Raw genomic sequence first — 16,017 nt, 5'->3', positions numbered from 1 at the left:
CGACCTACGATGCGGGCGAAGAGCGTAGGTCGGGTTAGCGCGCAGCGCGTAACCCGACACCACCACCAGACGATTTACCGCACCACCTCCGTCAACACCCGCCCCTCCGACGCCGACGGCTGGCGCACGCGCAGCAAATGCGCCAGGGTCGGCGCGATATCGACCACTTCCGCATACTGGCCATAGGCGCCCGGCTTGATCCAGCGCGGGCCGTAGACCATCAGCGGCACGTTGGTGTCGTAGGTGTAGGGCGTGCCGTGCGAGGTGCCGCCGGCGCCCTTGCCGAAGTACCAGGCCGGTTTCGTCACCACCATCAAATCGCCCGACAACTGGCGGTTCCAGGCGCGGCGCATCAGCGTGTCCATGCGGGTAGCCACGGCGCCGGTTTCCATCTGCGTGCGCGTATAGACTTGCGCCAGGCCGTCCTGCCGCAGCAGGAAGCTGCTGGCCGCGTCTTCCAGCTTGACGCGGCTGACGCCATTTTTCTCCGCCAGCGCGTAGTCCAGGTAGATATTCGGCAGCGAATAGGTCGTCACCAGCTTGTCCACGCCGAACGTCTTCGCCAGATGGCCATTCAGGTCCTGCAGCAGTTGCGCGCCGTCGACGCGTTTGGCGGGGATGCCGCGCGTTTCGTTAAATTCGGGCACGTTGGCAAAGCCGTGATCGGCCGTCAGCACCACCAGCACATTGTCCATGCCGACCTTTTTGTCGAGGTCGGCAAAGAAGCCGGCCAGCATGCGGTCCAGGCGCTGCAGGTGGTCGTGCGACATCTTGCTCTCGGGGCCGTAGGCGTGGTTTACATAGTCGTGCGCCGACAGGCTCACGCCCAGGATGTCCGGCACGCCGGCCCGATTGCGGCCCAGGTTTTCGCCATCGACGGCGGCGCGCGCGAATTCCAGGGTCAGCTCGTCGAGGAAGGGGCCGGACTTCAGGCGGCTGTAGTAGTCGCCATCGAGGCCGCCGCTGTCGCTGTAGTAGGCAAACGGGAAGGTATTGCGTGCGCCCGCCCTGGCCGGCACGATATCATCGCGCGCATCGTTGACGTAGGCAGAGTCGGCCAGCAGCGGCGTCCAGCTCTTGCCGTAATAGCGGTCCTGCGGTTTGCCGGCCTGGTAGCGCTGCACCCATTGTGGATGCTGCTGCATATAGTAAGTGGAGCTGGCGAAGTTGCCGCTCTTTTCCATATACATATAGGCGGTGCCGGTTTTGCCGGCCAGCAGGATGGCGCCGCGGTCCTTGCCCGACACGGTAATCACCTTGGCCTGGTTGCCGGTGCCGTAGCGCAGCTCGTCGCCGAGTGTTGTCACGCGCAGTTTCGCCGGCGAGGTGCCGTCGCCGGCTTTCGTCTCTTCGCCGATATAGGTGTGCGCGCTGTCTTCGGTGCAGTAGACCGACTGTTTGGTGACGGGGTCGATCCAGTTGTTGCCGATCACGCCATGCTGGTAGGGATAGGCGCCGGTCAGCACGGCCGAGTGGCCGATGGCGGTCACCGTGATGCCGTGCGCCTGGTGCGCGTCGCTGAACCAGGCGCCCTGTTCGAGCAGGCGGCGAAAACCGCCCTGGCCGAACTGGTCGCGGTAGCGCGTGACCTGCTCCTGCGGCAGGCCGTCGACCACCAGCACGACCACCAGCCTGGGCTGCGCCACAGGCTTTTGCGGCGCGGGCGCGGCATGGACGGAGAATGCGGCCAGCAGCAAGGCAGGCACTATTTTGCGTGTGAAGGAAATGGCTGGTGTCATGACAAAGTATCGATGGCTGGTGGATGTGCGCGGCAGCATACCCATGCAAGATGACAGGAGCATGACCGCGAACCAGCCGCCATGCTCGTTCACCCTTGCTTAAAAGTCAAACACCGCCTTCAATACCGCCACGCGCGGGTCGCCCAGCGGCAGCACGTTGGCGTTCAGTACGCCTGCGTAATACGCCTTGTCGAACAGGTTTTTCACGTTCAGGCTGACCCGGTAACCGCGCCCCTGGTAGGCGAGGCTGGTATCAAGCACGGTGTAGCCGGGCACCGTGTAGCTGACCGATGGTCCGGTCTTGGACGCTTCGTAGCGCGCGCCCAGCCCGGCAGTCCAGCCATCCATCACGCCGCCACGGAAGCGGTAGTTGGCCCACACATTGGCGCTCTGGCGCGGTGTATTGAGCAGGCGCCGGCCGGCCGTGCCGCCATTGTCCTCGGTCACGCGCGCGTCGAGCACCGTCAGCGCGCTCTGCACGCTCCATCCATTGCGCAGGTCGGCGCTGATCTCGGCTTCGAAGCCGCGCGTGCGCTGCTCGCCCGTCTGTACCTGGGCGCTCGACAGGATGGCGATATGTGCCGGGTCCGGATCGGCCGTGGTGACGTTGGTGCGCGTCAGGTCATAGATGGCCATGGCGCCATTGATGCGGCCGCCGGCAAACTGGAACTTGCTGCCCACTTCGGCCTGGCGCCCTTCTTCGGGCTTGAACTGCACGCCGAAAAAGTCGCTGCCGCTGACGGGCAAAAAAGAGGTCGCATAGCTGACGTAGGGGATGATGTTCGGCGTGAGCACATACGACAGCGCCACGTTGCCGGTGTTGGACGAGGTGTCCTGGCGCTGCGTGATGCCGGTCAGTTCATTCAGTTCGCGGTTGCGCGCGCGGTCGTGGCGCACGGCCAGGTTCAGGCGCCAGTTGTCATTGAGCTTGATCTGGTCGCGCAGGTACAGGCCCGTCGACGACACGATCGTGTTGGTCAGGCGGCTGGCTGGCGGGCAGGTGATCGCGGTGTTGTAGACCGGGTTCAAGACATTGAGCGCGGCGATGCGGCACACCTGGTTGGCGTAGCGAACGCGGTCGTGATTGAGGTCCAGGCCCGCCATCACATTGTGCTCCATGCCGCCGAACACCAGCGTGCGCGCGGCATTGGTGTCGAGGGCGCGATTGTTGCCGTCGACGTCTTGCAACTGTGCCGAGCGGCTTTGCAGCAGCTCGTTGGCCGACAAGCCGGACAGCGACACGAAGCGGCCATCCATGGACATGGTCTGCCAGCGGAAATTCTGCGCCACTTTCCAGCCATTCTCGAACCTGTGCACCAGGCTGTAGCCGATCTGCTTTTGCGACGAATCGTAAGGCCCGAAACCCGGTTCGCCGTAGAACAGCTCGCGCTTGAGCGGGCCATTGCGGTTCGGCAGCAAAGTGCCTTTCACGGGCGCGCCCTGGGTGCGCAGGTATTCGCGGCGCGTGTAGGAACTGAGTATCGTGAAATCGGTATTGGCGCCCAGGTCCAGCGACAGCGACGGCGCCAGGTACTGGTTCTTGAACCACACCTGGTCGGTCTGGTCGTCGGTATCGGACCACAGGCCATTGAGGCGGAAGGCCGCCTTGCCGCTGTCGTTCAAAGGCCGGCCCAGGTCGAACGTGGCCTGCTTGTAGTGGTAGCTGCCGACGGCGAAGCCGGCCTGGTTGAAGCTTTCCGCGCGCGGGCGCTTGCTGACCATATTGACCATGCCGCCCGGCTGCACCAGGCCGAAATTGATCGAGGCCGGGCCTTTCAGGATGTCGATCGATTCGACGCCGAATACCTCCTGCGCCACGTAGTTGGACTGGTTCAGTTTCAGGCCATCGACATAGATCGATTCCGAGGCGCGCTGGCCGCGGATGGAAAAGTCGTCCCAGCCCCGCTTGCCCCAGCTGCCCGACGACACGCCGGCCGAGCTCTGGATCGCTTCGTTCAAGGTCGTGACCTGGCGCGAATCGAGCAGGTCGCGCGTCAGCACCGAGATCGATTGCGCCGTCTCGAACAGCGACAGGTCGGACTTGGTGGTCGTGCCGCTGGCGCGCGTGGCGCCAAAACCCGCGTTTTCCTCGCGCGTGCTGGCCACATGCACGGTCTGGATGGTGGCCGGCGCGGCGTCGGCGCTCGCATCGAGCGCGGCGCTGTCAGCGGCCAGGGCCGGCTGGCACAGCATGGTCAGGCACAACAGGCGGGCGGCAAAAGCGATGGGACGGGGTGCGGGCAGGAAGGAAGGCATGAAGCATCTTTACGTAGTTGCGAATGATTCTTATTATTATATGTAAATCCAGGTAAAGATACCATGCTGATCTTGTTTTACTCGGACAAAAAAAATGCCGCGCTTGCTGGCGCGGCATTGTCCCTGCACGTTGTCGATCAATCGTTCTTGATCACGATACTAGGGAATTTATTCGTCATGTCCTTCGCCTTCTCCGCCACCTTGATGGCGATGGTGCGCGCGATCTGCTTGTAGATCACGGCCACCGGGCCGTCCGGTTCGGCCACCACGGTGGGCGTGCCCGAATCGGTCTGCTGGCGGATCGCCATGGTCAAAGGCAAGGCGCCGAGGAATTCCACGCCGAAGTCGGCACACATTTTGGCGCCGCCACCGGCGCCGAAGATTTCTTCCGCATGGCCGCAGTTCGAGCAGATATGCGTGCTCATGTTTTCCACCACGCCGAGGATGGGAATGCCGACTTTTTCAAACATTTTGAGACCCTTGCGCGCGTCGAGCAGCGCGATGTCCTGCGGCGTGGTGACGATCACGGCGCCGGTGACCGGCACTTTTTGCGACAGGGTCAGCTGGATGTCGCCGGTACCTGGCGGCATGTCGACGATCAGGTAGTCGAGGTCGCGCCAGTTGGTCTGGTCCAGCAACTGCTGCAGGGCCTGCGTGACCATCGGGCCGCGCCACACCATCGGCTCGTCCGGGTCGATCATGAAGCCGATCGACGACACTTGCAGGCCGTGGTTTTCCATCGGCTCCATGCTCTTGCCGTCCAGCGTTTTCGGCTGTCCGCTGATGCCCAGCATCATCGGCTGCGACGGACCGTAGATATCGGCGTCCAGCACGCCGACCGACGCGCCCTCGGCGGCCAGCGCCAGCGCCAGGTTGACGGCGGTGGTCGACTTGCCGACGCCGCCCTTGCCCGAGGCGACGGCAATGATGTTCTTGACATTGCTCATCGGTTTCAAGCCGCGCTGCACCGTGTGCGAAATGATCTTCGACGACACGCCGACGCTGACATTGCCGACACCGGGCAGCACGCGCAGCGCGGCCAGCACGGATTTGCGGATCAGGTCGATCTGGCTTTTGGCAGGGTAGCCCAGTTCGATGTCCAGTGAAATATCGCCACCGTCTACCTTCAGGTTCCTGACGGTCTTGCTGGAAACGAAATCTTTGTTGGTATTGGGATCAATAACCTGCGCCAGGGCTGCCTTGACGTCTTCTGCTGTGATGCTCATGTGATTCTCCGTGTGTGATGCCCGCAGTTTAGCGCAAATGCGCGGGGCGCTTACGATGGCCATGCAAAGACAAATGCACCACATGGCGCGGTTGCAACTGCTCGGCATCTGCTCATATTGCGTTTCCGCTGTTAAAATGCTTGTTTATCCATCCCAAAAGTGCATCAATCATGACTCGCAAGCTGTTCGTCACCACTGCCCTGCCTTACGCAAACGCCGCTTTTCACATTGGCCACATCATGGAATATATCCAGGCCGATATCTGGGTACGTTTTCAGCGAATGCAACGCGATGGCGACGCCGGCCGTGAAGTGCACTTCGTGGGCGCCGACGATACGCACGGCACGCCCATCATGATCGCCGCCGAAAAGGAAGGCATCACGCCGCAGCAGTTCGTCGCCAATATCGCCGCCGGCCGCGCCCAGTACCTGGACGGCTTTCATATCGCCTTTGACAACTGGTACTCAACCGATTCGCCCGAAAACGTCGACCTGTCGCAGTCGCTGTACCGCAAGCTGCGCGATACCGGCCTGATCGTCACCAAGACCGTCGACCGTTTCTTCGACCCGGTCAAGGGCATGTTCCTGGCCGACCGCAATATCAAGGGCGAATGCCCGAAATGCGGCGCCAAAAACCAGTACGGCGACAACTGCGAAGTGTGCGGCGCGGCCTACCAGCCGACCGACCTGGTCAACCCGTTCTCGGTATTTACCAACGCCACGCCGGTGATGAAGCCGTCGGAACAGTATTTCTTCAAATTGTCCGACCCGCGCTGCTTTGAATTTCTGAAAGACTGGCTCAACACGCCGGGACGCTTGCAGCCGGAAATGGTCAACAAGGTCAGCGAATGGCTGGGCGAAGCCGGTGAAAAGCTGGCCGACTGGGATATCTCGCGCGACGCGCCCTACTTCGGCATCCCGATTCCCGATGCACCGGGCAAGTTCTTCTATGTGTGGATGGACGCGCCGGTTGGCTACCTGGCCAGCCTGAAAAACTATTGCGACAAGCAGGGCATCGATTTCGAGGCCTTTTTGAATGACCCGGGCACCGAACAGATTCACTTTATCGGCAAGGACATCGTTTCCTTCCATCTGCTGTTCTGGCCCGCCATGCTGAAATTTGCCGATCACCCGGTGATCGACAAACTGAAAGTCAATGTGCACGGCTTCCTGACGGTCAACAACGAAAAAATGTCGAAGTCGCGCGGCACCGGCATCTCGCCGCTGCGCTACCTGGACCTGGGCATGAACCCGGAGTGGCTGCGCTACTACATAGCGTTCAAACTGAATTCGAAGGTCGAAGACCTGGACTTCAACGGCGAAGATTTCGTCGCCCGCGTCAATAGCGATTTGATCGGCAAATACGTCAATATCGCCAGCCGCTGCGCCGGCTTTATCGCCAAGCGTTTCGACGGCAAGCTGGCCCCCGCCCTGTCCGAAGGCGCACAGACCTGGATCAACCGCGCGCTGACGCAGGACGTCAACGGCGTCGTCATCGAGCGCCAGGACAGCATCGCCAGACACTTTGAAAACCGCGAATTCGGCAAGGCCCTGCGCGAGATCATGGAAATTGCCGACATCACCAACCAGTATGTCGACGAAAACAAGCCGTGGATACTGGCCAAGGACGCGGAAAAGACGGCCGAGCTGCACGATGTGTGCACCACCGCGCTGATCCTGTTCCGCCAGCTGACGATTTTGCTGTCGCCGGTATTGCCGGGCGTGGCGAAGAACGTGGCTGCTTTCCTCAACGACGCCGAATTCACCTGGGCCGACACGCAGGTGTTCGGCGACGCCGTCTCGCACAGCATGCTGGGCCGCACCATCGGCGCCTACAGCCACCTGATGACGCGCATGGACGCCAAGATGATCGAAGCGCTGTTCGATGCGCCACAGGCTGCCGCAATGGCTACTGCCGCTGACGCCGCCAACGATGCAGCTCCTGCGGCCCCGGCCCTGGTGGCCAGCACGCCAGCGTCCGCCATCGAGGAACTGGCGCCCGAGATCAAGATCGACGACTTCCTGAAGGTCGACCTGCGCATCGCCAAAATCGTCAACTGCGAACTGGTCGACGGCTCCGACAAGCTGCTGCGCCTGACCCTGGACGCCGGCGAAGGCCGTTTGCGCAATGTGTTCTCGGGCATCCGTTCGGCTTACAAGCCGGAAGAGCTGGTCGGCAAGCTGACGGTGCTGGTGGCCAACCTGGCGCCGCGCAAGATGAAGTTTGGCGTGTCCGAAGGCATGGTGATGGCCGCCTCCGCCGCCGATGAAAAGGCCAATCCGGGCATTTACATTTTGAACCCGTGGCCGGGCGCCGAACCTGGCATGCGCATCCGTTAAGGCCTCCTCATGAATATCGTGGTGCGTGAAGCGGGCGATGACGATGCGGCCCTGATTGCCGGGCTGACCCGCGCGGCCTGGGCCGGCAAGGTGGCCGCGTCGTCCAGCGGCCACCTTGAAACGCCCGAACAGGTGGCGCGCACCCTGCGCAGCGGTGGCGGCTTTATTTTGCTGATCGACGACATGCCGGCCGGTTCGCTGCGCTTCATGCCGCTCGACAGCGAACCGTCCATCTGGGAAATCTCGCGCATGGGCATCTTGCCGGCCTGGCGCGGCAACCATTGCTCGCAGCACTTGCTCGAAGCGGTGATCCACCATGCGCTGTCGTGCCAGGCCGAGGAACTGCGGCTGGCCGTGCGACTGGATCAAGGCAAGCTGATCGATTTTTATGCCGCCTTCGGTTTTGAACTGGCAGAAGAACTCGAATATTCGCATGCCAACCCGGCGGAACCACCGCCTTCGGTCATGCGGCGCATGCTGCGTTATTGATTTTTAGAAAACCCCTTCAAGCCGGCCGCCAGAATACCCCGCCACGCCGCCTGGCGCGGTAAAATGCGGCTTGCTGATTTAACTCGGAAGTGACCATGAAACTGCCTGCAAAACACATGAACTACGTCTCGGACCACACCCTGTTCATCGCCGAACTGAAAGCGAAGAACCCGGCCATGGAAGAAGGCCAGCGCGCCGGCCGCGCCTTGCTGTGGGACAAGCCGCCCGTCAGCCTTGACGAGCAGGACCGCCAGATGGCCTCGGCCGTCAAGCAGCAAGCTTACGTGTACCAGAACAAGAACTAACAGCCACCGCTGGAACCGGCACGATGTTGCCTGAAGAACCGGCGGACGCGCCAGGCACCACCGTGCCTGACGTGGCCGAGGTCATCGCGCCGCCCGCGCCCGATCCGCTGGCCATCGCCCGCCTGTATGGCGAGCCGATGCTGCGCATGCCGACGGATCTGTATATTCCGCCGGACGCGCTGGAAATCTTCCTCGAAGCGTTCGAAGGCCCGCTCGACTTGCTGCTCTACCTGATCCGCAAGCAGAACTTCAATATTCTCGATATTCCGATGGCGCAGGTCACCCTGCAATACCTGAAATACGTCGACCAGATCCGCGTGCGCAACCTGGAACTGGCGGCCGAGTATCTGCTGATGGCGGCCATGCTGATCGAGATCAAGTCGCGCATGCTGCTGCCCTCGCGCAAGAGCGACGTGGAAGAGGACGGCGGCGACCCGCGCGCCGAACTGGTGCGCCGCCTGCTCGAATACGAGCAGATCAAGCTGGCCGCGTACGACCTGAACACCATCCCGCAGTTCGAGCGCGACTTCGTGCGCACCCAGATCTTCATCGAGCAAAGCTTGAGCCCAAGCTGGCCCGAAGTCGAGCCGGTGGACCTGCAGCAAGCCTGGCTCGATGTGCTCAAACGCGCCAAGCTGACCCAGCATCACCGCATCAGCCGCCAGGAACTGTCGGTGCGCGAGCACATGACAGCCATCCTGCGCCGCTTGCAAAGCGCGCGTTTCGTCGAGTTTGGCGAGCTGTTCGATGTCAAAGGCGGCGTGCCGGTGGTGGTGGTCAACTTCGTGGCCCTGCTGGAACTGGCCAAGGAAACCCTGATCGAAATTACGCAAGCCGAACCGTTTGCGCCCATTTACGTCCGGCTGGCCTATTCGCCGGCCTGATATCATCACCCCTTGTCACTGACCACCGTACAACGGGGTTTTAGCGAAAGCATGCAATGAAAATTATTTCCGACATCGATGAATTGCGCGACCAGCTCAGCGGACAGCTGCGCACGGCCTTCGTGCCGACCATGGGCAATCTGCACGAAGGCCATCTGTCGCTGATGCGCCTGGCGCGCAAGCACGGCGACCCGGTGGTGGCCTCGATTTTCGTCAACCGCCTGCAGTTCGGCCCGAACGAAGACTTCGAAAAATATCCGCGCACCATGGCCGCCGATGTCGCCAAGCTGGAAAAGGAAGGCGTCTACGTGCTGTTTGCGCCGACCGAAAAGGAACTGTATCCGGAACCGCAGGAATACCGCGTGCGCCCGCCTGACGGCCTGGGCAACACCCTGGAAGGCGAATTCCGTCCCGGCTTCTTCGAAGGCGTGTGCACGGTGGTCACCAAACTGTTTTCCTGCGTGCAGCCACGCGCGGCCGTGTTCGGCAAAAAGGATTATCAGCAGCTGATGATCATCCGCAATATGGCGCGCCAGATGGCCATGCCGACCGAAATCATCGCCGCCGAAACCTACCGCGCCGACGACGGCCTGGCGCTGTCGTCGCGCAATATGTATCTGTCCGACAGCGAACGGGCCGAGGCGCCCGAGCTGTACAAGGGCCTGAACTTTGTGGCAGAGGAAGTGCGCAAGGGCAACCTGTCCGTGACGGAGCTGGAACAGGCCGCCATGCGCCTGCTCGACGGCCGTGGCTGGAAGTCCGACTATATCTCGGTGCGCAAGCGCGCCAACCTGCAGGCGCCCGATGCGGCCGAACTGGCGGCGGGCGAACCGCTGGTGGTGCTGGCGGCGGCCAGGCTGGGACAGACGCGCCTGATCGACAACCTGGAAATCTGAGCCGCAGCTCCACGCATCACCTCGACGGGGCCATTCGGCCCCGTTTCTTTTCTTTACTTCTCCATTCCCACCAGCCTGAGTTCCGCATACAGCGTGTTGCCCTTGCCGCGGGCCGCCTGCAGCATGTCATAGCTGGCCGTATCGAGCACGATTTCTTCTCCACCCCACAGCTTGCGCTGATGCGCGGGCAACCTCAGGCTGCGCAGCATGGCGCGTGCCTGCGCCGGGTCGGCGGCCAGCAGGCGGATGGCGCGCACGTGGCGCTGCGCCCCCGTCCGGATGGGCAAACCACCCTGCGGTCCGCTCCGGTTCAGGCTGACATAATCGTGGCCACCCACGCGGTGCAGATAGGCATGCCTGCCATCACCCTCGTCCTCGGTGGCCGGCTGCACGGCGGCCTCCTGGGTGTCGGACGGCGGCGCCTCCGTGATGACAGCGACAGGCGCAACCACGGCCTGCTCAACGCTCACGCCGCAAGCGGCCAGCAGGGCCGTGGCAAGGGCAAGGGCAAGGGCAAGGAATAATACGGGGGCTCGGCGCATGCTGCGCTCCTTCTTGTCGGGGTCGGGGACAAAGGGGAAATAGTGCATCGATCATGGGCCAAATTATTTGACGTGTAAAGTTAACTTTGGGAAATATTTAATTCCTTTGCGCAATGATTAGCAATCAGCGCAATCTCATGGATACAACATATGAAAATACCGGACCCAGGCGCTGAGGGCACAGCGGCTGACAGGTCAAAAGCAGGTGACGGGGCGATATGACAGATGAAAAAAAAGCTGCCAGTTCACACTGGCAGCTTTTTTATTGGAGCAAACAGACCTGATCAGGCGCCGGCTTTTTCCAGTTTTTCGAAAATCTTGTTCAGCTTTTCATCGAGCGTCGCGGCCGTGAATGGCTTGACGACATAGCCGCTGGCGCCCGCTTGCGCGGCCGCGATGATGTTTTCCTTCTTGGCTTCAGCGGTCACCATCAGCACCGGCAGCTTGGCCAGTGCCGGATCGGCGCGGATATGCTGGAGCATGGTCAGGCCGTCCATATTCGGCATGTTCCAGTCCGAGACGACGAAATCGAACGATTCCGCGCGCAGCTTGGCCAGGCCCATCACGCCGTCTTCCGCCTCGTCGACGTTGGCATAACCGAGTTCCTTCAACAGATTCCGCACAATGCGGCGCATCGTCGAAAAATCGTCGACGACTAAAAATTTCATCTTTGGATCAGCCATGAATAACTCCGTTGTTTCTGTAGCGGTTTGTTAATAATATCGACATGAATGCCGACATTATGGTCGACACTACGGCAGCAAGTTGTAGGATAGCATTTTCGTTGCTTTTAAGCGAAAAAACTTGCCATCCATTATAGGAAACGTGGCTTACACGCGCAAAGCGCGCATGCCATGGGCCGCCAGGTATCCGAGCACCATCCCGGGCAGCGCCGTCAGGGCGCCGACCTCATGCGTGGCGCCGACGGCGATCGCTTCGCGCGGCATGCCGAACACCACGCAACTGGCTTCGTCCTGAGCGAAATTATACGCTCCCGCGGCCTTCATCTCCAGCATCCCTTGCGCGCCATCCTTGCCCATGCCGGTCAGGATCACGCCGACCGCATTCTTGCCGGCGAACTGGGCGGCGGAGCGGAACAGCACGTCCACCGACGGACGGTGGCGGTTGACCGGTTCGCCCTGGTCGATCTTGGTCATGTAGTTCGCGCCGCTGCGGGTCAAGGTCAGGTGCGAGTGGCCGGGGGCGATATACGCGTGGCCAGGCAGCACCCGCTCGCCGCCGGCCGCTTCCTGCACCGAGATCTTGCACAGCGAATCGAGGCGGCGCGCAAACGAGCGCGTAAAGCCTTCCGGCATATGCTGGGTGATCAGGATGCCGGGGCAGTCCGACGGCATCTGCATCAGGAACTCGCGGATCGCTTCGGTGCCGCCGGTCGAGGCGCCGACGATGATCAGTTTTTCCGACGACAGCAGCGGATTGCGCAAGACCGGCAACGGCGCCGTGCCAGGCGCAGCCGGCGCGCCATGCGGTGCTATCGTGCGGGCGCGGATACGCGCCTTGGAGGCGGCGCGGATTTTATCGGCGATCATCTCGCTGTATTCGCGCATGCCGCTCTGGATCGAGATCTTCGGCTTGGTGACGAAATCGACCGCGCCCAGTTCCAGCGCGCGCATGGTGATTTCCGAACCGCGCTCGGTCAGCGACGACACCATCAGCACCGGCATCGGGCGCAGGCGCATCAGCTTTTCCAGGAAGTCCAGACCGTCCATCTTCGGCATCTCGACATCCAGCGTCAGCACGTCCGGGTTGGTCTGCTTGATCAGCTCGCGCGCCACCAGCGGATCCGGCGCCGTGCCCACCACTTCCATATCGGGCTGGCTGTTGACGATTTCCGACATCACGCTGCGGATCAGCGCCGAATCGTCCACGATCAGTACCTTGGTCTTCATTTATTCCCCTTCCAGGCCATACCGGCCTCTACTCATGATCTTTGTCAGAACAAATCTACCGATCCGCCCACGGGAGCGACCTTCAGGCGGCTGGCGTAATCGAGCTCGCGGCGCGCCAGGGTGTCGTTATGCGACTGCATCAGCTTTTTCACCAGCACCTTGCCGCTGCGCGGGAAGAAGTACACCTTGCGCGGGTGGATGTCGTTGAGGTCTTCGGCCACCACGCGCATCTTTTCGGCCTTCAGGTAGTTGATGACGAAGGCCGCATTGCGCTCGCCGACGTTAATCGCCGTAAAGCCGCGCAGCACGGCGCCGCCGCCGAACACTTTCGCTTCCATGTTCTCGCGCCTGGCGCCCGCTTTCAGCAGGTCGTTGATCAGGATCTCCATGGCGTAGGTGCCATAGCGCATCGAGGCCGAGATCGGGCTGCTGGTGTCGCTGCCGCCGTCGGGCAGCATGAAATGGTTCATGCCGCCCAGGCCCGTGACGCGGTCGCGGATGCAGGCCGACACGCAGGAGCCGAGCACTGTGACGATCAGCATGTCCTTGTTGGTAAAGTAGTACTCGCCAGGCAGGATCTTGGCGGCGTCGCAGTTGAACGTCCGGTCGAAATAGACGTTGGTGGCGAATTGTTCATTGGGTGCGAGGCTCATGGCTAATCTCAGGTACGTTGCGACGATGCTTTGGGTGCGGTGCTGCGCGACAGATCGAGTTCATACACTGTTTTGCCGCGCAGTTTCAAGGACTCCGAAACGTACAGGAAATTTTCCGAGTGGCCCGCGAACAGCAGCGCGTCGGGCTTCATCAGCGGCACGAAGCGCGACAGGATCTTGCGCTGGGTCGCCTTGTCGAAATAGATCATCACGTTGCGGCAGAAGATCACGTCGAACTGGCCGCTGACGGGCCAGCCGTCGGCCAGCAGGTTCAATGGCTTGAAGGTGATCAACTGGCGCAATTCCGGACGCACCCGCACCTGGCCTTCGCGGTCGCCTTTGCCACGCAAGAAAAAGCGGCGCGCGCGGTCGGCCTCCATCTTGTCGAGCCGGTCGAGGTTGTAGACGCCATTGGCGGCCGTGGCCAGCACATTGGTGTCGATGTCGGTGGCGATGATGGTCACCGGCGGCGTGAGCGTATTGAAGGCCTCGCACACCGTCATGGCGATCGAATACGGCTCCTCGCCAGTGGAGGCGGCCGAACACCAGATGGTGATCGGGCCCTTGAGCTTTTTCACATGCTCGGCCAGCAGCGGAAAATGATGGGCCTCGCGGAAGAACGACGTCAGGTTGGTCGTCAGCGCGTTGGTAAACGCCTCCCACTCGTCGGCCATGCGGCCCGCTTCCAGGTCGTCCAGGTAGCGCACGAACGACGAGATGCCGGTCGCGCGCAAGCGGCGCGCCAGGCGGCTGTAGACCATCTCCTGCTTGCTGTCGGCCAGCGCGATGCCGGCCCGCTTGTAGATCATGGCGCGGACGCGCTCGAAATCCTTGCCGGTAAAGTCAAATTCCTTGACCGAATCCGTTTTAGTTTGCGGCATTTTTTGATTACCTCTTCTATGACTGCTTTGAGCACAATGCCTTTGCAAGTATTACCAGCGGGACCGGGCGCCTGTCGGAACGATCAGAACTCTTCCCAATCATCGCCGCTGGCCGCCGCCAGCTTTTTCGCCGCCGGCGGCGTCACCGCCCTGGCCGCCGGCGCCTGCGCCACCACTTTCGTTTTTGCCGCCTGCACCTGGCGCGGCGGCGCCGCGGTCACGGCCACCGCTGGCGCCGGCGCCTTTGCCACCACCGCCGGCGCGTCGCCTTCGCCGCCCAGCTTGAAGATGCTGACCGCATCGGCCAGGCGCTGTGCCTGGTCCTGCATGCTTTCGGCCGCCGCAGCCGCTTCCTCGACCAGCGCCGCGTTCTGCTGCGTCATCTCGTCCATCTGCGCGATGGCCTGGTTCACTTCCTCGATGCCATGGCTCTGCTCCTGCGTCGCCGCCGTGATCTCGCCCATGATATCGGCCACCTGCCGGATCGAGGTGACGATCAGGCCCATGGTCTGCCCCGCTTCATCGACCAGCCGGCTGCCCGCATCGACCTTGTCGACCGAGTCGCCGATCAGGCCCTTGATCTCTTTCGCCGCGCCCGCCGAGCGCTGCGCCAGGTTGCGCACTTCCGACGCCACCACCGCAAAGCCGCGGCCCTGCTCGCCGGCCCGCGCCGCTTCGACCGCCGCGTTCAAGGCCAGAATATTGGTCTGGAACGCGATACCGTCGATGACACCGATGATGTCGACGATCTTGCGCGAGCTGTCCTTGATCGAGCCCATGGTGTCGACCACCTGCGCCACCACGCTGCCGCCCTGCTGCGCCACCGACGAGGCCGACACGGCCAGCTGGTTGGCCTGGCGCGCATTGTCGGCGTTCTGTTTCACCGTCGACGTCAGTTCCTCCATCGACGACGCCGTCTCTTCGAGCGAACTGGCCTGCGTTTCCGTGCGCGCCGACAGGTCGGCATTGCCGCTGGCGATCTCGCGCGAAGCGATCGTGATCGTCTGCGTGCCCTGGCGCACGTCGCTGACCGTGCGCACCAGGCTGTCGTTCATGTCCTTCAGGGCCTGCTGCAAGGCGCTGGTCTCATCGCGCCCTTCCACCACCACGCGCGAGGTCAGCTCACCGGACGCCACCTTCTGCGCCACCACCACCGCGCTCGACAAGGGCAGCGTGATCGAGCGCGTGATAAACACCGCGCACCATGCGCCCAGCGCCACGGCGGCGCCGCCCAGCACCAGCAGCACCAGCATCAGCTGCTTGTCATCGGCCAGCGAACCGGCCATGAAACGCTGCTGGCTCGCCTGCTGCAACTGCAGCAGCCGGTTGATATCGGCCAGCATCTTGCGGTTCAGCGGATCGATGCGGTTGGCGATCACCTTGGCGCCGCCCTCGCTGTTAAACGCCAGCACCTGCCCCATCGCCTCCTTGAAAGCGCTGTCGACTTCACGGTCCAGCGCCGAGATATTGGCCAGCAGCGCCTTTTCGGCGTCCGACAAGCCCGCTTTACCGAGCTTGTCGCGCGCGCCATCGTACTGCTTGCGCTGCTCGCGCACCTTGCCTTCTTCGGCCTGCATCATGCCGACGTCGCCCTGCAAGCCGATATTGCGCATGGCGATGCCCATTTCCAGCATCGCGCTCTTCATGGTCGACGCCTGCGTGTTCTTCTCGCTGGCCAGCTCCAGCCCCGACAGCAGCTGGGCCTTGTTGCGGTAATTGAGCGCCGTGGCCGCCATCACCACGATTACCAGGATCGCCAGGATGCTGCCAAAACCCAGTCCTAACCGCGTACCTATCTTGAAATTGCGCAAACCCATGACAGTCTCCCCCTATGTTTGATGACGGTACGCACGATAGTCGTGGCGCGCCGTGCCCTGGCCTGGTCTCTATGAACCTT

At 62.2% G+C, this 16,017-nt stretch carries 14 protein-coding genes; 5 read left to right on the top strand and 9 right to left on the bottom strand.

Annotated elements, in window-relative coordinates:
- Positions 1-74: 74 nt before the first annotated feature.
- The 3 genes from ASR47_RS03765 to apbC form a co-directional block, all read right to left on the bottom strand.
- A complete protein-coding gene (locus ASR47_RS03765) occupies positions 75-1,706 on the bottom strand; it encodes an alkaline phosphatase family protein (protein ID WP_245714251.1) in 1,632 nt (543 codons plus the stop codon).
- A gap of 132 nt (positions 1,707-1,838) precedes the next feature.
- Positions 1,839-3,995, bottom strand: coding sequence for a TonB-dependent siderophore receptor (locus ASR47_RS03760; protein WP_082988726.1), 2,157 nt, complete (start codon positions 3,993-3,995; stop codon positions 1,839-1,841).
- A 137-nt stretch (positions 3,996-4,132) separates the two neighbouring features.
- Positions 4,133-5,221: an iron-sulfur cluster carrier protein ApbC gene (gene apbC / locus ASR47_RS03755; RefSeq protein WP_065306429.1), complete on the bottom strand. Its 1,089-nt coding sequence runs from the start codon at positions 5,219-5,221 to the stop codon at positions 4,133-4,135.
- Between the two features lie 170 nt (positions 5,222-5,391).
- Between apbC and metG the strand changes: the two genes are divergently transcribed.
- The 5 genes from metG to panC all read left to right on the top strand — a co-directional run bounded on the left by metG (position 5,392) and on the right by panC (position 10,134).
- Positions 5,392-7,560 carry a methionine--tRNA ligase gene (metG, locus tag ASR47_RS03750; RefSeq protein WP_065306428.1) on the top strand — a complete coding sequence of 723 codons (2,169 nt, stop codon included), beginning with the start codon at positions 5,392-5,394 and terminating at the stop codon, positions 7,558-7,560.
- A 9-nt stretch (positions 7,561-7,569) separates the two neighbouring features.
- Positions 7,570-8,049 (top strand): GNAT family N-acetyltransferase, encoded by a 480-nt coding sequence (locus ASR47_RS03745; protein WP_065306427.1) that lies wholly within the window; start codon positions 7,570-7,572, stop codon positions 8,047-8,049.
- A gap of 95 nt (positions 8,050-8,144) precedes the next feature.
- Positions 8,145-8,354, top strand: coding sequence for a DUF3460 family protein (locus ASR47_RS03740; protein WP_065306426.1), 210 nt, complete (start codon positions 8,145-8,147; stop codon positions 8,352-8,354).
- A gap of 23 nt (positions 8,355-8,377) precedes the next feature.
- Positions 8,378-9,238, top strand: coding sequence for a segregation and condensation protein A (locus ASR47_RS03735; RefSeq protein ID WP_065306425.1), 861 nt, complete (start codon positions 8,378-8,380; stop codon positions 9,236-9,238).
- Positions 9,239-9,294: 56 nt separating this feature from the next.
- Positions 9,295-10,134, top strand: coding sequence for a pantoate--beta-alanine ligase (gene panC / locus ASR47_RS03730; RefSeq protein ID WP_065306424.1), 840 nt, complete (start codon positions 9,295-9,297; stop codon positions 10,132-10,134).
- Between the two features lie 53 nt (positions 10,135-10,187).
- Here panC and ASR47_RS03725 read toward each other — a convergent pair whose 3' ends face one another.
- From ASR47_RS03725 to ASR47_RS03700, 6 genes are all read right to left on the bottom strand, one after another.
- Positions 10,188-10,676 carry a hypothetical protein gene (locus tag ASR47_RS03725; RefSeq protein ID WP_150127681.1) on the bottom strand — a complete coding sequence of 163 codons (489 nt, stop codon included), beginning with the start codon at positions 10,674-10,676 and terminating at the stop codon, positions 10,188-10,190.
- Positions 10,677-10,960: 284 nt separating this feature from the next.
- On the bottom strand, positions 10,961-11,359 hold the full coding sequence (gene cheY / locus ASR47_RS03720) for a chemotaxis response regulator CheY (protein WP_026132837.1): 399 nt from the start codon (positions 11,357-11,359) through the stop codon (positions 10,961-10,963).
- 147 nt (positions 11,360-11,506) lie between these two features.
- Positions 11,507-12,586, bottom strand: a complete 1,080-nt coding sequence (locus tag ASR47_RS03715) for a protein-glutamate methylesterase/protein-glutamine glutaminase (protein WP_065306422.1) — start codon at positions 12,584-12,586, stop codon at positions 11,507-11,509.
- Positions 12,587-12,630: 44 nt separating this feature from the next.
- A complete protein-coding gene (gene cheD / locus ASR47_RS03710) occupies positions 12,631-13,239 on the bottom strand; it encodes a chemoreceptor glutamine deamidase CheD (protein WP_065306421.1) in 609 nt (202 codons plus the stop codon).
- An 8-nt stretch (positions 13,240-13,247) separates the two neighbouring features.
- On the bottom strand, positions 13,248-14,120 hold the full coding sequence (locus ASR47_RS03705; RefSeq protein ID WP_065306420.1) for a CheR family methyltransferase: 873 nt from the start codon (positions 14,118-14,120) through the stop codon (positions 13,248-13,250).
- A gap of 83 nt (positions 14,121-14,203) precedes the next feature.
- Positions 14,204-15,937, bottom strand: a complete 1,734-nt coding sequence (locus ASR47_RS03700) for a methyl-accepting chemotaxis protein (RefSeq protein WP_065306419.1) — start codon at positions 15,935-15,937, stop codon at positions 14,204-14,206.
- Positions 15,938-16,017: the final 80 nt, after the last annotated feature.

This window comes from Janthinobacterium psychrotolerans (genome assembly GCF_001677885.1).
Taxonomy (GTDB): Bacteria; Pseudomonadota; Gammaproteobacteria; order Burkholderiales; family Burkholderiaceae_D; genus Janthinobacterium; species Janthinobacterium psychrotolerans.
Note: the sequence above shows the minus strand (reverse complement) of the source record. Positions and strands in the feature narration are given on the sequence as shown.